This is a genomic window from Marinomonas sp. 15G6-16 (genome assembly GCF_055809555.1).
Window position 1 is genome coordinate 452,357 of record NZ_CM147916.1, and the last position, 24,154, is coordinate 476,510.

Annotated in this window: 23 protein-coding genes; 4 read left to right on the forward strand and 19 right to left on the reverse strand. The window is 42.8% G+C overall.

Features of this window, described 5'->3' with window-relative positions; translation table 11 throughout:
- Nucleotides 1-131: 131 nt before the first annotated feature.
- From AC0L46_RS02200 to tsaE, 11 genes are all read right to left on the reverse strand, one after another.
- A complete protein-coding gene (locus AC0L46_RS02200) occupies nt 132-1,430 on the reverse strand; it encodes an adenylosuccinate synthase (RefSeq protein ID WP_473507089.1) in 1,299 nt (432 codons plus the stop codon).
- 38 nt (nt 1,431-1,468) lie between these two features.
- Nucleotides 1,469-2,644: an ATP phosphoribosyltransferase regulatory subunit gene (locus tag AC0L46_RS02205; RefSeq protein ID WP_473505413.1), complete on the reverse strand. Its 1,176-nt coding sequence runs from the start codon at nt 2,642-2,644 to the stop codon at nt 1,469-1,471.
- A gap of 12 nt (nt 2,645-2,656) precedes the next feature.
- On the reverse strand, nt 2,657-2,854 hold the full coding sequence (locus AC0L46_RS02210) for a DUF2065 family protein (RefSeq protein WP_473505415.1): 198 nt from the start codon (nt 2,852-2,854) through the stop codon (nt 2,657-2,659).
- Nucleotides 2,855-2,969: 115 nt separating this feature from the next.
- The gene (gene hflC / locus AC0L46_RS02215; RefSeq protein ID WP_317004260.1) at nt 2,970-3,851 is read right to left on the reverse strand and encodes a protease modulator HflC; all 882 of its coding nucleotides are present in this window, start codon (nt 3,849-3,851) and stop codon (nt 2,970-2,972) included.
- The gene (gene hflK / locus AC0L46_RS02220) at nt 3,851-5,098 is read right to left on the reverse strand and encodes an FtsH protease activity modulator HflK (protein ID WP_473505417.1); all 1,248 of its coding nucleotides are present in this window, start codon (nt 5,096-5,098) and stop codon (nt 3,851-3,853) included. The genes hflC and hflK overlap by 1 nt, the downstream gene beginning before the upstream one ends.
- 39 nt (nt 5,099-5,137) lie before the next feature.
- A complete protein-coding gene (hflX, locus tag AC0L46_RS02225; RefSeq protein ID WP_414682507.1) occupies nt 5,138-6,427 on the reverse strand; it encodes a ribosome rescue GTPase HflX in 1,290 nt (429 codons plus the stop codon).
- 35 nt (nt 6,428-6,462) lie between these two features.
- Nucleotides 6,463-6,708 carry an RNA chaperone Hfq gene (gene hfq, locus AC0L46_RS02230; RefSeq protein ID WP_317004263.1) on the reverse strand — a complete coding sequence of 82 codons (246 nt, stop codon included), beginning with the start codon at nt 6,706-6,708 and terminating at the stop codon, nt 6,463-6,465.
- A gap of 89 nt (nt 6,709-6,797) precedes the next feature.
- Nucleotides 6,798-7,730, reverse strand: a complete 933-nt coding sequence (gene miaA, locus AC0L46_RS02235; protein WP_473505420.1) for a tRNA (adenosine(37)-N6)-dimethylallyltransferase MiaA — start codon at nt 7,728-7,730, stop codon at nt 6,798-6,800.
- A 1-nt stretch (nt 7,731) separates the two neighbouring features.
- The gene (gene mutL, locus AC0L46_RS02240; protein WP_473505422.1) at nt 7,732-9,657 is read right to left on the reverse strand and encodes a DNA mismatch repair endonuclease MutL; all 1,926 of its coding nucleotides are present in this window, start codon (nt 9,655-9,657) and stop codon (nt 7,732-7,734) included.
- Nucleotides 9,658-9,711: 54 nt separating this feature from the next.
- Complete coding sequence (locus tag AC0L46_RS02245; protein ID WP_414682504.1) at nt 9,712-11,040, reverse strand: N-acetylmuramoyl-L-alanine amidase; 1,329 nt, start codon at nt 11,038-11,040, stop codon at nt 9,712-9,714.
- Nucleotides 11,041-11,144: 104 nt separating this feature from the next.
- Nucleotides 11,145-11,597, reverse strand: coding sequence for a tRNA (adenosine(37)-N6)-threonylcarbamoyltransferase complex ATPase subunit type 1 TsaE (tsaE, locus tag AC0L46_RS02250; RefSeq protein WP_473505424.1), 453 nt, complete (start codon nt 11,595-11,597; stop codon nt 11,145-11,147).
- A gap of 155 nt (nt 11,598-11,752) precedes the next feature.
- Between tsaE and AC0L46_RS02255 the strand changes: the two genes are divergently transcribed.
- Entirely contained in the window at nt 11,753-12,502 is a 750-nt protein-coding gene (locus AC0L46_RS02255; protein WP_473505425.1) for a sulfite exporter TauE/SafE family protein, read from the forward strand.
- Nucleotides 12,503-12,513: 11 nt separating this feature from the next.
- Here AC0L46_RS02255 and orn read toward each other — a convergent pair whose 3' ends face one another.
- The gene (gene orn, locus AC0L46_RS02260; RefSeq protein WP_414682501.1) at nt 12,514-13,068 is read right to left on the reverse strand and encodes an oligoribonuclease; all 555 of its coding nucleotides are present in this window, start codon (nt 13,066-13,068) and stop codon (nt 12,514-12,516) included.
- 74 nt (nt 13,069-13,142) lie between these two features.
- Between orn and rsgA the strand changes: the two genes are divergently transcribed.
- Entirely contained in the window at nt 13,143-14,177 is a 1,035-nt protein-coding gene (gene rsgA, locus AC0L46_RS02265; protein WP_473505427.1) for a small ribosomal subunit biogenesis GTPase RsgA, read from the forward strand.
- On the opposite strand, the gene AC0L46_RS02270 is transcribed toward rsgA, so the two are convergent.
- Together AC0L46_RS02270 and motA are read right to left on the reverse strand one after the other, a co-directional pair.
- Nucleotides 14,174-15,082 carry a flagellar motor protein MotB gene (locus AC0L46_RS02270; protein WP_414682499.1) on the reverse strand — a complete coding sequence of 303 codons (909 nt, stop codon included), beginning with the start codon at nt 15,080-15,082 and terminating at the stop codon, nt 14,174-14,176. The two genes, rsgA and AC0L46_RS02270, sit on opposite strands and share 4 nt — an antisense overlap.
- A 33-nt stretch (nt 15,083-15,115) precedes the next feature.
- On the reverse strand, nt 15,116-15,970 hold the full coding sequence (gene motA, locus AC0L46_RS02275; protein WP_473505429.1) for a flagellar motor stator protein MotA: 855 nt from the start codon (nt 15,968-15,970) through the stop codon (nt 15,116-15,118).
- A 252-nt stretch (nt 15,971-16,222) separates the two neighbouring features.
- On the opposite strand from motA, the gene AC0L46_RS02280 reads away from it, so the two are divergent.
- A complete protein-coding gene (locus AC0L46_RS02280) occupies nt 16,223-17,572 on the forward strand; it encodes an HDOD domain-containing protein (protein ID WP_473505431.1) in 1,350 nt (449 codons plus the stop codon).
- Nucleotides 17,573-17,596: 24 nt separating this feature from the next.
- A complete protein-coding gene (gene asd, locus AC0L46_RS02285) occupies nt 17,597-18,481 on the forward strand; it encodes an archaetidylserine decarboxylase (protein WP_473505433.1) in 885 nt (294 codons plus the stop codon).
- Nucleotides 18,482-18,530: 49 nt separating this feature from the next.
- Here asd and AC0L46_RS02290 read toward each other — a convergent pair.
- The 5 genes from AC0L46_RS02290 to yajC all read right to left on the reverse strand — a co-directional run bounded on the left by AC0L46_RS02290 (nt 18,531) and on the right by yajC (nt 24,145).
- Nucleotides 18,531-19,747, reverse strand: a protein-coding gene (locus tag AC0L46_RS02290; RefSeq protein WP_473503218.1) for an IS3 family transposase whose coding sequence is annotated in 2 segments (ribosomal slippage) — nt 18,531-19,402 and nt 19,402-19,747 — 1,218 coding nt in all. Because the reading frame shifts where the segments join, the coding sequence is not laid out codon by codon here.
- 114 nt (nt 19,748-19,861) lie between these two features.
- Nucleotides 19,862-20,875: a serine hydrolase domain-containing protein gene (locus AC0L46_RS02295; protein WP_473507091.1), complete on the reverse strand. Its 1,014-nt coding sequence runs from the start codon at nt 20,873-20,875 to the stop codon at nt 19,862-19,864.
- 75 nt (nt 20,876-20,950) lie between these two features.
- On the reverse strand, nt 20,951-21,865 hold the full coding sequence (gene secF, locus AC0L46_RS02300) for a protein translocase subunit SecF (protein WP_414682495.1): 915 nt from the start codon (nt 21,863-21,865) through the stop codon (nt 20,951-20,953).
- 9 nt (nt 21,866-21,874) lie between these two features.
- Nucleotides 21,875-23,728: a protein translocase subunit SecD gene (gene secD, locus AC0L46_RS02305; protein ID WP_473505435.1), complete on the reverse strand. Its 1,854-nt coding sequence runs from the start codon at nt 23,726-23,728 to the stop codon at nt 21,875-21,877.
- Nucleotides 23,729-23,818: 90 nt separating this feature from the next.
- Nucleotides 23,819-24,145 carry a preprotein translocase subunit YajC gene (gene yajC, locus AC0L46_RS02310; RefSeq protein WP_012070335.1) on the reverse strand — a complete coding sequence of 109 codons (327 nt, stop codon included), beginning with the start codon at nt 24,143-24,145 and terminating at the stop codon, nt 23,819-23,821.
- Nucleotides 24,146-24,154: the final 9 nt, after the last annotated feature.

Below are 24,154 nucleotides of genomic sequence, written 5' to 3' on the forward strand. Positions count from 1 at the left end.
CGAATAAACTCGTCCCCCTCTTTTCACTCTATTTACAAAGAATACTAATATGATGAACTTAACAGACCACAAAAAACAAAAAAGCCGCAATAAAGCGGCTTTTATAATCATTACGAACGACTTTTAATCAATTATTGATTAAAAGGGTCGCGGATAACAATCGTCTCATTTCGATCTGGACCTGTTGAAATAATATCAACAGGAATCCCAACCTGCTCTTCTAGGAAACGAATATAGTCTTGAGCATTTTTAGGCAATGCTTCAAAGTTTTCCGCCCCAACTGTGGATTCAGTCCAACCTGGCAACTCAACATAAACAGGCTTCGCTTGCTCGTAACCTTCACTATCAACAAGTGAACCAGCAACCGGCTTATCTTCTGCATCTGTATAAGACACACAAACTTTGATTACTGAAGAACCATCCAGCACGTCAAGTTTAGTCAAACACATGCCAGATACTGAGTTAATTTGAACCGCATGACGCAAAGCAACAGCATCAAACCAACCACAGCGACGAGAACGACCCGTTGTCGCACCAAATTCATGGCCGCGAGTACCTAAGCGCTCACCATCTTCATCGAACAATTCTGTTGGGAAAGGACCAGAACCAACACGTGTTGTGTAGGCTTTCGTAATACCCAATACATAATCCAAGTACAAAGGACCAAAACCAGTACCAGCAGGCGCGCCGCCAGCAGTAGTGTTAGATGATGTAACGTATGGATAAGTACCGTGGTCAACATCCAACAATGAACCTTGAGCACCTTCAAACATGATGTTCGCGCCAGACTTACGCAAATCATGCAGTAAAGTAATTGTATCGGCAACCATTGGGCGCAAGAACTCTGCCATTTCTAGACCAGCAGCGTAAACCTCATCATAAGAAATCGGCTCAACTTTGTGATACTGAGTTAGTACAAAGTTGTAGTATTCAAGCACTTCTTTAAGCTTGCTTGCAAAGCGCTCAGAATCTAGCAAATCGCCAACACGAATAGCACGTCGCGCTACTTTATCTTCATAAGCAGGCCCGATACCACGACCAGTTGTACCGATTTTCTTTTCGCCTTTAGCAAGCTCACGAGCCTGATCAATAGCAATGTGGTAAGGAAGAATCAAAGGACAAGCCGCACTGATTTTCAAGCGATCTACAGCAGGAACACCTTGCTCAAGAAGTTCAAGTACTTCTTTCTGCAACGCTTCAGGCGATAGCACAACACCATTACCAATGATGCATTGAACACCTTCACGCAAAATACCTGATGGTATTAAATGCAAAACTGTTTTCTTACCATCGATAACCAAGGTATGACCAGCGTTGTGTCCACCTTGAAAACGCACTACCGCAGCAACGTCTTCAGTCAACAAATCAACAACTTTACCTTTACCTTCATCACCCCATTGAGTGCCTAGAATAACAACATTTTTACCCATAATTTCAGGTCTCATTTAGATAGTTCTTAAAGAAAGTTCTAGTTTTTAATTGGCACTAACTGCCAAACACCGTCAACAAAATCCAGCTTAAACTCTGCTTCACTTGAATAAAGGTCGTCTAAAACCTCAACGACGCGATAGCCTTCCGCGCGCAAAGTGTTAATTTTCTGCCAAAGTGCGTCACTTGTACAAACAGGCGACAAAACCATTTTTGGCTTATCTACCACAACATCTGTTAAAGCCACTAAAGCCTTCACATCGGTACTAAAGCCTGTAGCAGGACGAGATCGACCAAAAACCTGACCGATATTATTATATCGCCCACCTCGAGCTATGGCATTACCATGACCAGGAACATAAGCAGCAAAAACAACACCAGTATGATAACTGTAAGAAACCAAATCGCTTAAGTCGAAATGCAAACCCACTTCTGGAAAACGCTGACAAACAACATTACTCAAGGTTTCCAACAATGCAATTGCACCATCAATTGAGTCACTTACACCACTCAATAATGTCGTTGCTCGCTCTAATACTTCTTTACCGCCACATAAACGAGGCAAACCAACCAACCATTGCTTTTGTTGATCAGGTAAAGACAATCCTTCTACAAATCGATCAAGTTCAGGCAAGTCTTTGGTTTTATACAACTCAATTAACTTACCTTCATCTGTTTTATCAAGATGACAAGCAGCAAGCACGCCACTAACAACATCTACATGCCCTAAATCAAGGACAAGATTAGGAAGCCCAGCAGCGGAAAGCGTTTGCAACATCAAAGACAAAACTTCGATATCACTTTCAACACCACCATGACCATAAATTTCTGCGCCTAACTGAATAGGGCTACGAGTACCATCTAAACCTGCGGGTACCGTTCTTAATACACTGCCACAATAACTCAATCGTTTAACACCCTCACCTTTTAGGCAATGAGCATCAATACGAGCCACTTGAGAAGTAAAATCGGCACGAATACCTAAAAGACGACCAGATAATTGGTCAATTACTTTAAAGGTTTCAATTTCTAGGTCTGAGCCTGCGCCTGTGAGAAGTGAATCCAGGTACTCTAAAAGAGGAGGTATTACTAGATGGTATCCCCAACTTTCATGGAGATTAAGCAGAGTTCTTCTAAGGTGTTCAATTTTAGCCGCCTGTACTGGCAACGCTTCATCGACTCCCTCAGGAAGCAACCAGCGATCTGCTAATGTCATTAAATTATCCTCTTAGCGTCGTGTCAGCAAAAGAAGTATTAACCCAAGAATCATACTAACCATACCCAGAATACGTAAATTTAAATCTGAGCTCACGATTGCTTTCTTCATTATTTCTCGCCATAGCTTTGGAGCGAGAAAAGGCAAAAAGCCCTCGACGATCAATAAAAGGCTGACGCCAACCAACAGCGACTGCAGCAATTCTTGCATAGATTCTCTTTATTTTGACCATTAAAAAACCGGGCCATGCCCGGTTTGCGTAATAGTACCATGTTTCCTATTTTAACAAATAGGCCTCATGTACGATTATTAATGAATATCCACTCTATTTGGCAGCACTATTTGTAGAGCTGTTCAAATATTTGAAGAATTCACTGTCTGGTTCTAGGACAAACAAGTCACTATTACCATTAAAGCTCTCACGGTATGCCTGAAGGCTACGGTAAAACTCGTAGAACTCAGGATCCTGCGTGTAAACGTTAGAGTAAATCGCTGCTGCTTTCGCATCACCGTCACCACGAATCATTTCCGCGTCACGCTGAGCTTCCGCTTCTAGTACAACTTGCTGACGATCTGCGTCGGCACGTATACCTTCTGCAAGCTCCAAACCTTTCGATCTGTGTTCACGAGCTTCACGCTCACGCTCCGTTCTCATTCGCTGATAAACAGATTCACTTACATCTGGCGGAAGATCAATACGCTTCACTCGTATATCAACAATCGAAATACCTAGCTCATTCTGAGCAACAATATTTAGATCATCACGCAATTCAGTCATTAACTGGTCACGTTCACCAGACACAACTTCGTGCATAGTTCTTTCGCCAAACTTATTTCTAAGCCCTGTATCTACTCGAGAAGACAATACACGGTTAGCAACGATTTCATCACCAGATGTTGCCTGATAGAACTTAGCTACGGAATCAATTTTCCATTTCACGTAAGAATCAACAATAACTGCCTTTTTCTCTAGCGTTAAATAACGCTGAGGACGAGAATCCATTGTTAAAATTCGAGCATCGAATTTCTTAACTTCATTCATAACAGGCAATTTAAAGTGAAGGCCAGGCTGAACATCTTCCTGAACAATTTCACCAAACTTAAGCACTACTGCTCGTTCCGTTTCTTTCACAACGAACAACGTCTGTGAAGCAAACAAAATACCGAGAAGAACAACAAATAAAACTGAAAAAGAAAAGCTTTTCATTAGTTTCGGCCCTCTCTACGAACAGTGGAACTTTGACGTTTACGAATTTCTTCAATAACTTGATCCGTTAACGACCCGATATTTGTGGAACCAATCACACTAGAATCAGAAGATGCTGCACGCTGCTTCATTAATTGATCCAAAGGAAGGTACATCATGTTATTCCCACCTTCGGTGTCAACAACAACCTTGTTCACATCTTTGTAAACGGATTCCATTGTTTCGATATACAAACGACGACGAGTTACGTCAGGCGCTTTTGTATATTCACGGTATAAACGATCAAAACGATCTGCCTGACCACTTGCACGAGCTACGATTTCAGAGCGGTAAGCTTCAGCTTCCTCTCGAATACGTTGAGCACGACCACGAGCTTCAGGAATAATACCATTAGCGTAAGATTCAGCTTCGTTACGTACACGTAACTCATCCTCTTTTGCTTTGATTACATCATCAAATGCTTCTTGAACCTGTGTTGGCGCTTGAGTGTTTTCAACGTTAACTTTTGAAATCAACAAACCAGTACCGTAAGCGCTGCTGTAATCTTGAATACGAGCCTTAACTTCTGTCGCCAATAACTCACGACCTTCTGTTAAGATTTGATCCATTTCAGAACTACCAACAACGTGACGAAGCGCACTTTCTGTAATCTGAGCCAAAGACTCTTCAGGACTACGAACATTCACCAAAAAGTCTTTAGGCTCTTGAACGGAATACTGTACAGAAACACCCACTTCGACAATCGCATCATCAACTGTCAGCATTAATGCTTTGTGATCATGGGAACGAACTTTCGTTACATTCACTTTGCTCACACTGTCAATTAGCGGCGGATTCCAATGCAACCCAGGTAAAACAGTAGAGTGATATTCACCTAAACGAAAAACAACACCACGTTCCTGTTGGTCAACCTGATAGATACCTGTTGCAGCCCATAGCGCACCAATAGCAATCAAAGCAATAGCAATCAAACTACCACCAAATTTGCCAGACATGCCTGAACCACCACCATTGGAGCCACTCGACTTACGAGTTTTCTTCACCCCAAACATATCCATCAACTTTCGAAAGGCTTCATCAAGATCTGGCGGACCTTGTTCTTTCCCACCAGACGGACGACCCCAAGGATCATTGCTATTGTTGGTATCTTTATCACGACCTTCGTCAGGGCGCCCAGCACCATTATTACGGTTTTTATCTGGATTCCATGGGTCATTGTCGTTATTACCCGGTTCATTCCAGGCCATACTGCATCTCCACTTTATTTTAATGATAATCCGGTAAAACTATGCGGCAACTATCTGATCTTCAGACATGCCTGCACGAGCCAAAATCTGTAAATAATCTTTCTTAGGCAACTTAACTTCAAGTATAGAATGCCCTTCTTCATCGAAACGCTCTGCCTTTACAGCACCATGCTCAAAAAGCATTGCTCTGAGACGACCATACTTGTTTGACAAAGAAAGCGTCTCACTAAAAACGTCCTCCGCCAAAAGCTCTGCGATCGCTTGCTGCAACAAGTCAAGCCCTCGCCCATCACGAGCAGACAACCAAACTCGATAAGGGTTCCCGTCGGCGTCTCTATCTATACGAGGCTCACCGGTAGGAAGTGCATCAATTTTATTAAAAACTTTTAATGTTGGAACTTCGTTGGCACCAATTTCTTCCAGAACAGAGTCAACATGAGTCATATTTTCATCACGAGCAATGTCCGCAGCATCAACCACGTGCAACAACAAATCGGCCTCTGACGACTCTTTTAGAGTTGCCTGAAAAGCTTTGATCAAACGGTGAGGCAATTGACGAATAAACCCAACTGTATCCGCTAAAATAATGGTTCCAACTTGCTCGATGTCTAAACGTCTTAACGTGGGATCCAAAGTCGCAAACAGCTGGTCAGCCGCATACACCTCTGCTCCAGTAACATGATTAAACAAGGTAGATTTGCCTGCATTCGTATAACCAACTAATGAGACCGTCGGTATTGCAGAGCGGGAACGTGAGCGACGATTTTGATCTCGTTGAGAACCAACTTTATCCAATCGCTTTTGAATAGATTTAATTCGCTCTCGTAGCAAGCGTCGGTCAGTTTCAAGCTGAGTTTCACCCGGCCCACGCATACCTATACCGCCTTTCTGGCGCTCTAAGTGAGTCCAACCACGAATTAGGCGTGTTGACATATGCTGCAACTGAGCAAGCTCCACCTGCAACTTACCTTCATGGGTTCGTGCACGTTGAGCAAAGATATCCAAAATAAGTCCTGTGCGATCAAGCACACGACATTTTAAAATACTTTCTAGATTTCGTTCTTGAGAAGGCGATAAAGCATGATCAAAAAGCACAATTTCTGCTTCTTCTCGATCAACAATTTCTTTAATTTCTGCGAGTTTACCAGTACCAACAAAGTATCTAGCATCAGGACGCTGACGAGACCCCGAAACAACTGCAACAGGATCCGCGCCGGCGGAAATAGCAAGCTCAACAAACTCTTCTGGTCCATATGTTTCACCTTGAACATGAAAATCGATATGAACCAATACAGCTAGATCACCGCTATCAGGGCGTTCAAAAAACAATATAATATTCCTCTGTTTGTCTTAATGCAGACAAACTACTCAACATCATCTTCTGGTTGATCAGGAGATGGAACACGGATAGTACGAGAAGGCACAACAGTCGAAATTGCGTGCTTATAAACCATTTGACTAACTGTATTCTTTAACAAAATGACGAATTGATCGAATGACTCAATTTGACCTTGAAGTTTAATTCCATTAACAAGAAAGATAGAAACAGGCACTCTTTCTTTGCGTAGAACATTTAGATAAGGGTCTTGTAATGATTGCCCTTTTGACATTGGAATCTCCTTAAGTATGCGTAAAATTTTAAATTAAATACCGATAAAACAATATTGTAGATACTACACCAAATTTTTAAGTATTTCCCCTATATAATCCTGCTTTCTATATAATTCAAGGCCTCTGAAACAAGATCTTTCGATAAACTATCGAAAATCATCAAATCCTCCCAACCTCGTAGCCAAGTTAGCTGTCTCTTCGCCAGTTGACGGGAAGCAACAACTCCCTTAAAGATAGCATCATCTAGAGAATCCACACCGTCCAAATGCTGCCACAGCTGTCGATAGCCAACACAACGCATAGAAGGCATGTCGATCGATAAGTCACCGCGGTGATAAAAATGCTCCACTTCCGCCAAAAAGCCTTGCTCCATCATTTCATCAAACCTTTGCTCAATCCGTTGATGAAGGATACTTCGCTCTTTGGGCATAACCGCCATATTAATCATTTCAAATGGCATAGAAGCAGCTTCTTGCTCAGCCCAAAACTGTGTCATCGTCTTACCTGTCAAACGATACACTTCTATCGCTCTTTGCAATCTCTGAGGGTCGTTAGGGTGAATTCTAAGAGCTGCCTCAGGATCAATCGTTTGCAAATATTCATGCAAAGCTGGCCAGCCTTTTTCGGCTGCCTCTGCTTCTATTTCAGCTCGCACCTGAACATCAGCCGTCGGCATTTCTGCCAAGCCCTTCTGCAAAGCGTTAAAATACATCATGGTACCGCCGACAAGCAGAGGCGTTTTCCCTTTTGATACAATATCAGCAACTTCTTTAACAGCATCAGAGACAAAATCAGCCGCTGAATAGGACTCTAACGGATCAATAATATCAATCAAGCGATGAGGTGCTCTTGCTAATAAGTCGGCATCAGGTTTCGCTGTACCTATGTCCATTCCTTTATAAACCAACGCCGAATCAACACTGATAATTTCATAATTGTGATGCTGAGCCAGCTCGACAGCCAACCCAGTTTTTCCTGAAGCCGTCGGCCCCATCAAACAAACCACATGCGGTTTTGCCATTTTATCGCCCTCTCAGAAAGAGTTTATCCAAGTCCGACATACTCAAATGCGCCCAAGTCGGCCGACCATGATTACATTGCCCGCTTCGCTCTGTTACCTCCATATCACGGAGCAAGCTGTTCATTTCGGTAATAGTTAACTTACGGTTTGCCCTAACAGCACCATGACAAGCCATAGAAGCCATCAACTCATTGGCTCGTGACTCCATAAGATCAGACACACCATTAGCAGATAGGTCACTGATCACATCCCGAACCAAACCTTCAACATCACCTCGAATCAAGATTACCGGAACTTCCCGAACCATGACGCTTTCTAATCCTGTTCTTTCTACTCTAAAACCAAAAGATTCAAAAACCTGTCCACTCTCTTCTACAAGATCCGCTTCACTTTGAGAAACCGAAATGCTAATAGGTACTAATAAAGGCTGAGAGGCGATATTTTTTTGGTAAAACGCATTTTTCATTCGCTCATACACAATTCGCTCATGGGCCGCATGCATATCAACTAAAATCAAGCCCTGCTCACTCTCAGACAAAATATAAACGCCATGCAACTGAGCAACAGCAAAACCCAAAGGCGGAACCGCTTGATAATCCCCTTTATGCTCAAAAGCACTTAAATCATTGTTGCCTGCCCCCCCCATTCCCAATGAGCCAGATGGAGCTACTTCTTTAATTTCGCCTGTTTCAGGATCAATCTGCTCTGTTTGAGACGCATATTCTTGCGCATATCCAGAAAGTCGCCCCATTCCTTCCAACTGCCCACGCACTTCGGATGAACCAAAAGAATTAGACGCAGGTCTCATCCAATCCATTCCCGCTGTCGCAGAGCGATTAGATAAAGGCAAAGCCGATTGCTCAGTGATTTCAGGTTCAGAACTTACTGTTTCCTGAATACCGGTTGGCGCAGCATCCGATTCAGGGCGGACATCTGCAATGGCTTTGTGTATACGACTAAATAAAAAGTCATGCACTAAACGGCCATCACGAAAGCGCACTTCATGTTTCGTTGGATGCACATTCACATCCACTGTAGAAGGATCTAATTCAAGGTACAAAACAAAGGTAGGATGACGACCATTATACAAGACATCTCGGTAAGCTTGGCGTACAGCATGTGCCACTAACTTATCTTTCACCACTCGTCCATTGACAAAAAAGTATTGTAGGTCTGCTTGAGATCGTGAAAACGTCGGCAAACCAATCCACCCCCATAAACGCAAGCCTGCCGCTTCGACATCAAGGGTTAACGAGTTCTCTATAAACTTCTTACCTAACAAAGTCGCCAACCGATGCTCCGCATGAAGCTGATCTGTCACAGGGCGTAAATCATAAACCTGCTTACCATTATGACTTAATCGAAAACCCGTCTCATAACGACTCAACGCAAGGCGTTTCACCACTTCTTCTAAATGGCCAAACTCGGTTTTTTCTGTTCGCAAAAACTTACGGCGAGCAGGCGTGTTAAAAAACAAATCACGCACATCAATGGTTGTACCTTGAGGATGGGAAGCTGGACGAACCGCCGCCGCCATATCTTTGCCTTCTGCCTCAACACGCCAAGCTTCCGTTTCACCTTCCGCTTGAGACGTTAGATGCATTCGAGAGACAGAGCTAATACTCGCCAGTGCTTCACCACGAAACCCTAGCGTACGAACCGCCTCTAAATCATCAAGCGTAATTATTTTGCTAGTTGCATGGCGACTCAACGCCAAAGACAAGTCATCTTTAACAATACCTGTGCCATTATCACGAATTTTAATACGGCGAACTCCGCCTTGCTCCACATCGATATCAAGTTGTGAAGCACCTGCGTCCAGACTATTTTCAAGCAATTCTTTTACAACAGAAGCTGGACGCTCAACCACCTCACCCGCTGCAATTTGGTTCGCTAAACGCGGTGATAAAAGATTAATTCTTTTCATGAACGACCTTTAAATTGAAAAACTTTCGATTAAAAATCCAAAGTCATATTAGATTTAGCCGGCAGGAATGACGAGTTTCTGACCAATCCAGATCACATCATTTTTCAGCTTATTTGTTTGTCGCAAAACCCCTAAAGAAACATTATTACGACGCGCGATCTCAGATAATGTATCGCCTTTTTGAACGGCATAGACATAATCAGATCGCTTTGTTTGTTTCCACGCAAGCAAGGTACCGTCTGGTGCATTTTTGGTAAAATAGTCCACAACACCTGTCGCAATAGACGCCGCCAACTTCACTCGATAAGTACGGCTTGATAAATTCTTTGCTTCTGTTTTATTGGAAACAAACCCTGTTTCAATCAATATAGATGGTATATCAGGCGACTTCAAAACAACAAAACCGGCTTGCTGAACACTGTCTTTGTGCAATACAGCAACACCTTTCATTTCACCTAAAACACTTTCACCTATATTAAGGCTCATTTGAATCGTCGAGTTCATCGACATATCAAGCAACACTTCAGCTAATAGCTGATCTTTGTCATCCAAAGAAATACCACCAACTAAATCTACCGAATTCTCTTGCTGAGCCAACCAACGCCCCATTTCCGAACTCTTACCGCTTAACGACAACGCCCACACCGAAGCGCCCCTCGCACTGGATTTCGTAAAAGCATCCGCATGAATAGACACCATTAGATCCGCATTGGCTTCTCGCGCCACTCGAGAGCGATCACGTAAAGGCAAGTAAATATCCGTAGAACGAGTCAATACCGCTTTGAAACCGTCAACAGCATTTATTCGGTTCGCAAGCTCTTTCGCGATAGACAAAACAATATCTTTCTCACGTACTTTATATTGCCCCAAAGCACCTGGGTCTTTACCACCGTGTCCTGGGTCGATAGCAATGACAATATCACGCTTCTCTTTAGCCAAATTCGTCAAACTTTTAACAACAGTAGCAGGCTTGCGCTGACCGTATTCAAGCTCGATCAAAATTCTAGGACCATAAGTGTCATTCGCCGCTAATACAGTACTTTTCGCTTTTGCAGACTGAGTCAAATCCAACACAAATCGCCCACCACTTTCACGGCGAGCATAACGCACACGAGTCAAGACATCGGAAGAAAGACCAGACAATACATCAGATGCAGAAGGGCTGAGTTCGGCATCTGTTATATCCAATACGATTCGATCTGGGTTAGAAAGAGGAAAAAGTCGATGATCAGAAGCACCTGACAATTCAAATACCAAGCGTGTCACTCCTTCTTGCTGAGCGACACGAATATCTCTAACTTCTGCAGCAATTGCATTCAGAGACACAAAAGACAGAATCAGATAAATAAAAACATTAAGACAAGTACGAAATTTAGTATGCATATCAGACAGCTAGCTAGAATATCTGTCACACTATAACTGCTGATCAAGTTGATCTCAATCCTGCTTATAGTAAAGACATTGATACATCAAGAAACCCAATCACCTCACAAAGATACTAAAGCGGCTGACGCTTTTTCTGTTTTCGCTTCTACCAAAACGTGTCGCCCTTCTTTAATTCGATCAATAGAAACAATAAAGTCAGCTTCTGGAAGCACACCAACACCCATTTCAGCCCATTCAATTAAACATAAACAGGAATCTGAAAAATAATCACGAATCCCCATATATTCTAGCTCTTCAGGGTCCGACACTCGATACAAGTCAAAATGAAACGCTTCTATATTCGCCACATCATAAGGCTCAACAATCGTATAAGTTGGGCTTTTAACAGGACCATCATAGCCAAGGCCACGCAAAACACCTCGAACAAATGTCGTTTTCCCCATTCCTAAATCGCCTTCAAGGAAAACAACGCCACCTTTTTTCAATGAAGAAGCAAAGGATTCCCCAAGCTGAACCATGGCATCTTCACCATAAACATCTTTCTCTATTCGCATTAAATCTTCATCCTCTCTCCGTTACCGCGGAGTATTACAACAATGAAACAATTCTATTACATAAGCCTTTTTAAACCAGCATCAATGAATCATAATCTGGCTAAATTCGCCCTCTAGTTAAAAAAACATCAAAAACAACAAATAAAAGGTCATTTATGGATTGGCTGCTCATATTACTGATTGCATTTGCCGTGTTAATAACAGGTATATCAAAAGGCGGATTTTCAGGTGCCTTTGGCGTTATCGCCGTTCCACTCATATCACTACAAACATCACCCACACTCGCCGCCGCCATCATGCTACCCATTCTCTGTGTCATGGACATTTTCGCCGTACAAAAGTTCTGGAAAAAGTGGAATACAGAACAACTCATAAAATGCATTCCAGCAGCCATTGTTGGCATCATTATCGGTGGCCTCACAGCGTCTTGGTTTTCTGTTGAGTGGCTTAAAATAATGGTTGGTGTCATTGCCATCGGCTTCACAATCAACTCTTGGCCAAGAAAGAACAAAAGCTCTCGACTAAAACCCTTGAATGCACTTGCTGGGAAATTCTGGTGTGCTTTAGGTGGCTTTACAAGTTTTATTGCCCACGCCGGTGGCCCACCAATGAGCGTTTATTTACTCAAAACACAATTAGACAAAACACAATACGTGGCAACCGCTGCTGTCATCTTTGCTGCCGTCAATTATGTCAAACTCATTCCTTACGGATTACTTGGCCAACTCAATACCACAAACATTCTGCTGTCGTTAAGTTTTACACCTATTGCTTATTTAGGCGTTCAGTTAGGTGCTTGGCTACACTATAAAATACCAACCGAACGCTTTTTTAAGTTCATCTACTTTTTTCTATTTGTAACAGGAGTAAAACTTATTTGGGATGGCACTTCTGCTCTTTTCTAAAATTTATAAAACTAAACAGCATCCAAACCAAACATGGTTTTACGGTAATGTTTAAGCTCGCCAATGGATTCCAAAATATCGTCCATTGCCAAATGAGAACCAGATTTAGAAAAACCTTCCAATGCTTCAGGTTTCCAGCGTTTAGCCAATTCTTTCACCGTGCTTACATCAAGGTAACGGTAATGAAAAAAGCGTTCTAATTCTGGCATGTAGCGATATAAAAAGCGGCGATCTTGACCAACACTATTCCCACAAATAGGCGACGCGCCAGCTGGTACATATTGCGCCAGAAATTCAATCGTTTCTTTTTCCGCCTGTTCCATACTGATAGTCGAAGACAAGACTCGCGCAGTTAATCCAGAATTCCCATGATGCTGAGTACACCATTCATCCATTGCGTCCATGACCGCTTTATCCTGATGGATTGCCAAACTTGGGCCTTTCCCTAACACGTTCAAATGTTTATCTGTAACAACCGTCGCAATCTCGATAATAGTGTCTGTTTCAGGATCCAAACCCGTCATTTCTAGGTCAATCCACACTAAATTCTCTTCATTTACGCTCATAATCTTCCAAATCCTTTATTATCAATGCCAAGCATTATACTCTATGCGCCTTAATATAGGACCAGACGAAACGAATGTCGAAGCGAAAACTTACCAAACAACAAACTTGGCGAATCGAAAGAATTCAAAAAGAACGCGTTGAGCGCACAAAAAAACGCAGTGATATTGCCGAAGAGCTACTACAGTCATCCGACCTTGGACCTGAAACGTCAGGCATCATCATTTCTCATTTTGGCACTCAGGTGGAAGTTGAAGGTACGCAAGCGCCCTTTATTGGCGTTTCTACACGCTGTAACTTACGCGCAAATTTAGGACAACTCGTCACAGGCGATAAAGTTGTCTGGCGCCCAAAGCAAAATGAAGGTGGTGTCGTTGTTGCCACAACACAGCGTCACACGTCACTAAGCCGCCCAGATATGCATGGCCGCCTCAAACCCGTTGCAGCAAACATAGACCATATTGTCGTGGTTATCGCAGCTGAACCGGTTGCGCACGCCAACCTTATCGACCGCTACTTGGTCGCCGCCGAAACCGTTGGCATTCCTCCTGTCATTCTATTAAACAAATGCGACCTAATAGACGACAAAAACAGGGATGAGCTAAACCAATTATTAAGCACCTACGAAGCGCTAGACTATAAAATCATTCGCACTTCTACCAAAGATCAAAAAGGCATGGAGTCTCTTTATAATTTCTTAGAAGACAAAACAAGCGTCTTTGTTGGTCAATCTGGCGTGGGCAAATCCTCGCTAATCGGCACCCTTCTTCCAGACATAGACATCAGCGTTGGTGAGTTATCACAGAAAAGAAAGAAAGGTGTTCATACGACAACTACCGCTCGTTTGTTCCACATGCCAAAAGGCGGTGACTTGATCGACTCACCAGGAATACGTGAGTTTGGCTTATGGCATATTTCTGAGGATGAACTATTAAACGGCTTTATTGAGTTTCGCCCACATATCGGCTATTGCCGTTTCAGAGATTGCGCCCATGAAAAGGAGCCTGGTTGCGCTATTCTAGAAGCCTTAGAAAAAGGTGAAATTACAGAGCACCGTTTTCAAAGCTTTTTACGTATCAAACAATCCATCAGAGAAAACCACGCCTTTTAAAAAACGCTTTCTGGGGCTAAATCTAACTCAGATTGAGTGCCAGGATTGCCAAAGTTTCGGCGATTCTGGTCCAGCATTTTCTTATAAGCATCATCTGTTAACAATGTAATACTAATCCGTCGATTTTCTGCACTGTCTGTATCAAAACGGTTGTACGGCACACTGTCTGCCAAGCCGATAACTTGAGCTATCCTTCGATCCTCAACACCACCTTCTTCCAATATCCGGCGAGCAGCATTGGCTCTTAATGCAGAAAGATCCCAATTATCTAAACTTTGAGGGTCATTAAACTGAGACGAATCCGTATGCCCTGTAATAACGATGGGGTTTTGCACCTTATTAAACAAAGGCGACATACTCAGCAAGGTGTTTTCAATATCTGGCATCATACGCGCGCTACCACGTTCAAACATGGGCTTATCTGGACTATCCAATAACGTGATACGCACACCAAGTGGTGTGATCTCAATGCGCAAATTATTCTCTTGTGACAAAACAATATTACTTTTCTCCAATTCCTCTTGGAGCAAGTCGTTAATACTGTTGGCCTCATCTGCCTCAGCACCATTCCCAAGTGCATTGTCATTAATCGGCACATCCGTACTGCCAGGCTCAGGTAATTGGGCATCAAGCTTTTTGTCTTTACTCTTGGCAGGACTCCCACCAAGATCAATGGGATTAGCACTATACCCCGCCGTAGAAGCACCCAAAGGATCTTGAAAATAACCTTCGATGCTTGCCAGCTCTTCTGGGCTGGCAACACTCAGCAACCACAACACCAAGAACAAGGCCATCATAGCCAAAGCAAAATCAGCCAAAGCTATCTTCCAAGCGCCGCCGTGATGACCGCCCTTTTTGATCTTTTTGACTCGACGAATGACCAAACCTTGAGAACCTACGGCCACATCATATCTCCGTTAATTCGGCAAAAATTCATCTTAACGATACTGCTTTAATTCAATAGACAATTCGGCAAAGCTTGGTCGCATATCTGGCGGAAGTAATTTACGCCCAGTCTCTACCGCTACCGGAGGCGGATAACCTGAAACAATCGAATTCAAACAAGCTTTAACACATAAATAAGCCTTCAGTTCATGAGCACCTAAATTCTCCAAATGGGAAGCTGCAGGGCCGACAAAGCCATAACCAAAAAAGATACCCAAAAATGTTCCAACCAAGGCTGCCGCCACATGAGCCCCAATTTCTTCCAAAGGCCCACCAATTGATCCCATCGTAATAACGATCCCCAGCACTGCTGCCACAATACCGAAACCAGGCAAACCTTCTGCAACACGGGTTAACGCATGACTCGGAGCAACAAGCTCTTCTTGTATTTGCTCTATTTCATTATCCATGATGGCTTCTATTTCATGGGAAGGAAGGCCTGTTAATGTGAATATGCGGTAGTTGTCTGTTAGGAACTCAACCAATTCATGGTCTCGAATAACATCAGGGAAACGCTTAAAAAGCTCGCTTGTAAAAGGCGATTCGATGTCCTCCTCAATAGACAAAAAGCCATTTTGTCGGCTTTTCTGAAAGAGGCTGTACATGACACCTAACAGCTGCAAATAAAATCTTTTATTATGTCGGCTACCTGAAAACACTTGCGGCAGCATGGTAAGAACTTTCTTTTGAACTATAAATGGGTTGGCCACCATAAAGGCGCCTAGCGCTGCGCCACAAATAATAATCACTTCAAACGGCTGCCATAAGGCTAAAATGCTGCCATGAGATGCCAGATAACCAGAAACAACACTGATGATGACAATTAGAACGCCTGCTATTGCAAACATATTCCGTTCCTTAATAATGACAAAGTATGCTCTCACTTCAATATACAGTATGATGAATGAGATCAAAATATTAGAACGCCTCAACATACATAAACAATCAGGTCACTAATGTAACTAGCTATGAAAGACAAGTCACCTTTTGGCCTAAATGAATGGCTTCATTTTCTTAAAGAAAAAAAATTTCCAGTTCAAGCTGTAAATTTATCGAGACTCAAAACTCAACTAAAAAGAACTGAAGACACGCTTGACGGGATGCAAGCAAACATAGCGTCAGAGCCGTTACTTGCGTTCGCTATTTTGAACGAAGCAAACCGAACTCTATCCAACAAAAACAGTGAAATTAAAACCCCTTTTCACGCAGCCGCTTTGGTTGGTACAAATCGCATCACCAAACTGTTTTCTCGCTTCGAAGCCTACGAAATAACAAAGCGCTCGCCACCAAATCTCATCGCTTTTTTATCAGAAGTACAAACAAGTTACGAAGCGGCATCAATGGCAAGATTTTGGACAATTCAGAAGATTTCTGGTCACGAAGACGATATTTTTTGGACAACATTGTTCCGAGATGCAGCAAGGTGGCTGTTATGGTTTTACGCTTACCCTGTGATGGAAGCCATCACAAAAAAAATCAGACAAGGTGAACAAGCCAGTAAAGTAGAAAAAAGCATCCTAGGCTGCCGAATTGATGAAATCACAGTGCATTTATGTACTTATTGGAAAACTCCCAGCAAGATCATTGAGTCTTTTCTAAGCAAGCATATTCCTAACAAGAAAGAGATGCAGACACTCGCTCATTTAGCACATCACCCTGATGAATTGCCCGGCTTCATTGAGGACAAAAAGCTGACTATTCTGGCGAACAACCCTCTTATTTATTCTTACTGCGCGACAAAGGTCGCTCATGATGCAAACCTTTTAGGCTGGGATTCAAAAAACCTCTCGTTTTTCTATCGAGTGGTTGCCACCTCAATGCACAAGCATCTAGGGGATGTTATTCAAACCGCCCATAGATCCAGCACAGAAGCGGCCAGACACTATAATTTAAAAGGCAAAATACCACTTGCTCTGCAACTTATTGATCCAGACTTGTTTACGCACAAACAAAAATCCCCTATAAAAGTTGTGCCGCCTTCGACTCACCTCACACAACTCAAGCAAGCACTTAATCAACAAATTCACTTTGCGATAAAGCAAAAAGCAAACTTGGCTTTAAAAGCCATTAAGCACGAAATCCCTAACACTCAATCTTGTATTATCTTTAAATACTCCTTTGGGAAAGTCTCTCCGCTTTACCAATCTGGTTACAGCGTAGACACCATTAAATCCATACAATGGAATGCGCCGTCTAGCGTCTTCGATAAGCTAAAAAATAAAAAATCTGCTGTTCACTTATTTGGAGTAAAATTAAAAAGTCTGTTAAGTGAACTCCCTCATCAAGCAGGACAAATCATAGAAAAGAATAGCCACTTATTTTTAGCCTCAACCTTATCAACAGAAAATGAGATGATGATATTTTGGCTTGAAGCGGGCTCCGAGTTTGATGAGAACGACTTTAAAAAACTTAAACAAATTGTGTCTTTAACAAGCCACAAAACACACTAATGAAAATTAATCAGGAAAAACAAAGTGACTAAAGACCAACTGTTTGCCTTTGCACAACATATTACCCCTCAAAAAACCTTATCTCGCGTTATAGGAAAAATAGCTGAGTGCGAAAATAATTGGGTAAAAAACACATTCATTAGTCAATTTGTAAAAAAATACCAAGTCGATATGTCAGAAGCCGTCAACAGCGACGAACTATCTTATCGCAACTTCAACGACTTTTTTACTCGCGCTATTCGTCCAGAATTACGCCCAATTTGTGATGAAGACAAGAGCATCGCCTGCCCAGCAGACGGCGCAATCAGCCAACTAGGCAACATCGAACACGGCACAATCTTCCAAGCTAAAGGCCATCACTACAGCCTAACAACATTACTTGGTGGCGACGCTTCATTGTCTGATCAATTCCTTGGCGGTACTTTCGCAACAGTTTATCTATCACCAAAAGACTATCATCGTGTTCACATGCCACTAACCGGCAAACTAACTAAGATGATTCACGTTCCGGGCAAATTATTCTCTGTAAACAAAGTCACAGCAGAACAAATACCAAACGTATTCGCTCGAAATGAACGTACAGTTTGCTTGTTCGAGACAGAAGCCGGCCCAATGGCTGTCATTTTGGTAGGTGCTATGATTGTCGCCAGTATCGAAACCGTTTGGGCAGGACAAGTCACGCCATTCAATAAAAACGTTGTAACTTGGGACTACAAAGCGCTCAATAATATTGAACTACAGAAAGGCGAAGAAATGGGTCGATTCAAACTAGGCTCAACAGCGATTGTGCTATTCGGAAAAGACGCAATCAAATGGGAAGAGTCTCTAGCAGCTGAAACACCAACTCAAATGGGTATGAAATTCGGCGAAACATTAAGCAAAGCCCAAGACAAAGAAGCAGCAGAATAACGCTCTTCTTACTGACTAGTCCTGATATAGGTTGACACTTATTCTGGTTCTAAAACGCTCGATGAACCTCATCGGGCGTTTTGTATTTTAAGGCCATATGTGGCCGACTCTTATTATAACTTTCTACCGACTCCGATACTATCAGCCTAGCTTCATGCAGATCCCTCGGCTTAACGATTAAGTACTCATTCTTAATGATGCCATTGACTCTCTCAGCTAGAGCATTCTGATAGCAATCGTAACCATCTGTCATCGAGCACTGAACTCCATGCTTTTCATGGAGCTGTTGATATTGTTTAGAGCAATATTGAAGCCCTCGATCTGAGTGATGCACGAGCAATTGAGCCTTTCTCGTTCGTTCTTTTAAAGCATTTTTGTAGGCTTTAATGACTGCATCCGTTCGTAAGGTATCGTCTACGTGATATCCCACTATTTTTCGCGACCAAGCATCTGTAATCAAACTGAGATACGCATCGCCATTTTGGGTAGGAACATAAGTAATGTCAGCCACCCATAGCTGTTCAGGTCCACTTGCCTTTATCTGACGCTCACCATCTTTAATCAGGTTTGGATGGCAATAAAAACGGTGATGACTCTGTGTGGTTTTATGGTATGAGCGCCTTACTTTAACCAATAAACGCGCCTCCCTAAGCACTCTAAATAAGCGGTCTCGACCAATATAACACTGGTGCTCCAAGCCGAGCTTATGTTGAAGCTTTCTTGTACCCATTCGAGGATGCTTTAAACGAATGAGCTGTACTTGATTTACCACATCATTGTTTAAGTCGTCTTCTTGTTTAGTTAGCAAGCAGCGTTTGTAATAAGCTTGTCTTGTGATACCAAGATAGCGACAACATTCAATAACGCTAAAACCATCTACTTTCTTTTCTTGGATCGTTTGGCAAGCGGCTTTTTTGACACGCTTACTCCGTAATCACGCTTTAAAACCATGATCATGTGCTCAAAGAACTCAGCCTTTCTCTTAGCCTCAACCAGCTCAGTTTCAAGCGCTTTAATTCGTTGCTCTGGGGTAAGCTCATTTGTCTCATTCATAAGATCTCCTTTTGGATGCAAAGGTGAAGCACCTTGCTCCCAATTTAGTCGACCATGCTTTCGAAGCCAAATCAAAACAGTTGACCGGCCCTGAATGCCATATTTACTTTGAGCTTGTTTATAGGTCAACTCGCCTTTTTCTACTTGATCAACAACGGCTAATTTAAAGGCGAAGGAATAGTCACGCTGTGTACGCTTAGGTGTTGTAGTCATTGCACTCTCCAATTGAAGTATTGAAAAGTGACAACCTTATTTAGGACGGGTCATACTCAATTAAAAAAGTCTGCCTAGGCAGACTTTTTTAATGCGTTTTTTCTCAAAAGATAATTACTGACTATCTCTTACAGCAGGAATAATATCCGCGCTAACCATGCTATGTAACAAGTCTCGATAACCGGTTCGTCCAGAGGGTAAATTCTCATCAGAAGTGATAGCGACAGTTAGCTCTAAATTAGGGAAGACATAAATCATTTGTCCACCGTATCCCCAACCATAATAACCCTGCTCACCTGCAAAGGTTTGTATAAACCATCCATAACCATATTGCCCTCGATGAAAACGAGAATGAGTTCTTGGCGTCCAACTTTCCTCAATCCACTGCTCTGATATCAAGCGCTTACCAGACTGAGTCACTCCACCACGTTGATACAACTCCCCAAAAGCCAACAAAGAAGATGGCGTCATACCAACTTGATTTCCACCCATTGGGATTCCTTGCGGGTCCGTTTCCCAACTCTGGATTCTCACACCAGAACCTTTCAACCATTGATTAGCAAGGCGATAAGTATGCTGACCGCTTTCCCGCATAACGATGGCAGACAGCAAATGCGTGTTCGCCGTTGAATATTGCATATCACCACCGACTTCTTCGACAAACGGCCACGACAATGCCGTTTTCACCCAATTATCACTGACAACCCAACGGCCGTAATTACGCCCAGAAGTACGCTCCAAGCCCGCTTGCATGGAAAGTAAATGGCCAACACGAATCTCCTCTAAACGAGGATCGAAATTTTCTGGTAACTGATCTTTCAATAAAGAGACAACAGCCTGATCAACGCCATCAATCACACCGCGGTCAATCGCCATACCGACAATGGCAGACATCACAGACTTTGAAGCCGATTTAATATTCGCTACCGCTTTTATATCAGCGCCATTGTAAGCTTTTGCCCACACAAGCTTTCCTTTGTGCGCGATGTGAACGGTTTTAATATTCGAAAAGCTTTCAGCGGTTTTATCCATCTCGTCGAAATCTAAAGCAAAAACCTGCAGACTGAAAACCAACGATAATGAAAGCAACACAAAACGCATAGAAACACCCTTTAAAATTTCATCCATCAATGCACTAACCATAATGACATAAAAAAGCCTGCATTAAGCAGGCTCTTTTAGCAAAAATGTAAGAAGGTGATTCTAAGGAAGTTCGTCTTCCAACTCTTCTTTTGGTGCTGGCACCAAGTCTTCTCTCTTCACATCCATTGCAAGCAACAAGTTAGCCGCCACAAAGATAGAAGAGTAAGTACCTATGATGATACCCACCAATAAGGCCATTGAGAAGTTATGGATCGCTTCACCACCTGCGACAAACAAAACCACCAAGACAAACAAGGTTGTCAAAGAAGTGATTAAAGTACGACCTAAGGTTTGGTTAATGGACTCATTCACCAAGTCATAAGGCGTCGTATCTCGCATGATACGGAAGTTTTCACGAATACGGTCACACACAACAATGGTGTCATTCAAAGAATAACCCACAACAGCAAGCAAAGCCGCTAGTACAGTCAGGTCAAACTCCACTTCAAACAAAGAGAAGAAACCTAACGTAATGATGACGTCATGCGTCAAAGCGATAACAGAAGCAACCGAGAACTTAAATTGGAAGCGAACTGCAACATAACCCATCACAATAAGCAGCGCGAGCAACATGCCCATACCACCTTGTTCACGAAGCTCTTCACCTACTTGTGCACCAACAAACTCAGAGCGCTGTAAAACAACATCAACCTCACCGTTATTCCGTAATGTTGATAAAACCTCATCACCTAATGTTGGTGTATAAGCGTTTGCCATACGAACCACAATGTCAGTCGGTGAACCAAAGCTCTGAACCACCACATCGTCATAGCCACTTTGGCCAAGCAATTCACGGATATCGTCCAATTTAGGCGCTTCTTCGTATGCGACTTCAATCAGCGTTCCGCCAGTAAAATCTAAACCGAACTGTAAGCCTTTCGTGGCCAATGCACCGATAGAAATTAAAATCAGCACCAATGAAAAAGCCGCTACGACTTTACGCATTGCCATAAATGGAATATTTGTCACTTTCATGGCGCTCTCCTAAATATACAGTTTCTTGTTTTTACGGCCGCCATACACAAGATTCACTTGCGCGCGCGTCACTACAATAGCCGTAAACATGGAAGTAATAATACCGAGCGATAACGTCACCGCGAAGCCTTTGACAGGGCCAGTACCAACGGCGAACAAAATAACAGCAACCAGCAAGGTTGTGATATTGGCATCAAAAATGGTTGTAAATGCGCGGTTAAAGCCTGCATGTATTGCCTGCTGACTCGGCGTACCATTTGCCAATTCCTCTTTAATCCTTGAGAAAATCAACACGTTTGCATCCACCGCCATACCCATGGTTAATACAATACCGGCAATACCTGGCAAAGTAAGGGTTGCAGAAAGCAAAGACATACACGCCATCAGCAAAACAATATTTAAAGCCAGTGAGATATTGGCAAAAATACCGAACACTTTGTAGTAAACCAGCATGAAGAGCATAACTACCAATAAACCAATTTGTGCAGAGCTCACACCTAACTTGATGTTTTCAGCACCTAAGCTTGGCCCGATCGTACGCTCTTCTACAAAATACATAGGCGCCGCCAAGGCTCCAGCACGAAGCAATAACGCAAGCTCAGAAGACTCTCGAGGACTGTCTAACCCTGTAATACGGAAAGAGTTACCTAGCGTTGTTTGAATCGTTGCCAATGAGATAATACCCTTCTCACTGTAACTGCGACGCACTTCTTCAAAAGTGCCATCTTCTTGTTCTACAACACGCGTACGTGCTTTATGCTCGATGAAAACAACCGCCATATTACGACCAACAGCGGAGCGCGTAACTTTCGTCATTTGCTTGCCGCCTTTGGAATCAAGGCTGATGTTTACTTGAGGCTGACCGTTTTCATCAAAAGAAGAACTCGCGTCAGAAACACTTTCACCTGTCGTAATAAGGTCACGCTCTAAACGTGCCGTACGACCGCTGCCATCACGGAATGTCAGTGTTTCAATATCTGCACCACTGTCATCCAATCCAGCTTCTAAACGAAACTCAAGGTTGGCTGTCGCACCGATAATACGTTTCGCTGCCGCAGTATCTTGAACGCCTGGCAACTCAACCACGATGCGATTACTACCTTGGCGTTGAACCAATGGCTCAGCAACACCAAGCTCATTTACACGGTTACGCAAGGTTGTCAGGTTTTGCTGTAATGCATAAACCTCAATTTCTTTAGTCTCAGCTTCGGTGAAGGCAACATCTAGATAAAAATCATCACCTTCTTGACGAGTATCGTAACGGTATTCAGAGAAATCGTCTTTCAACAGGTTTTCTGCCAAAGACAAATCTGACTCTTGCAAGAATCGAATCGAAAGCACACCGTTTTCAACAGCCACGCTACGGTAACGAATACGATCAGAACGTAACGCCGCCTTCATCTCACTTGATGTTACTTCAAGACGCTGCTTAAGCGCCGCTGGCGTGTCAACTTCTAACAAGAAGTGAACACCACCACGCAAATCAAGGCCTAACTTAGCCGGACCAGCACCTAAAGAGGCTAACCAATCAGGCGTTGTTGGCACCAAATTCAATGCCGTTACAAAGTCTTCACCCAGTGCAGCAGACACAACAGGTTTTGCTGCAAGTTGGTCCTCACCACTATTAAAGCGCAAGGTACCGCCAGCAGAGGTAAGCTCTGCTTCTTTTAATTCTATATTCGCTTTTGCAAGGGCGTTTTTAGCCTGCTCTAGCGTTTGTTCATCAACGACGGAAGTTGTTTTTTGAGCAGACAGTTGTAGCGCTGGATCATCTGGATAAAGATTTGGGAAGGCATAAAGTAGCCCCAAAGCCAAAACAAGAAGAATTAGCAAATACTTCCACAAGGGGTACTTGTTAAGCATGTAAAATCCTTTAAACCTGAAAAATAAAATGGATCAATTAAAGAAGAAAAGCGCCTACTGTTTAAAAACAGAGGCGCTTCTCCAAGAAGGTTAAATTGACTTTAACGTTCCTTTTGGTAGTACTGCTGCAACAGAAGACTTTTGAAATTTCATTTCAATGCCTTCAGAAACTTCTAGCACAACGTAGTTATCATCTACTTTAGATACTTTACCTAACACGCCACCGCCTGTTACTACTTCAGTACCTTTCGCTAAAGAAGCAATCAAGTTTTTATGCTCTTTGGCACGTTTTGCTTGTGGGCGCCACATAAGGAAGTAAAAAATAACAACGAAACCTGCAAGCAATACAAGGTTAAAAATACCTGCATCGGCAGGTGCGCCACCTTCAGCATACGCTGGTGAGATCAATGCGATCATGGGATTAAC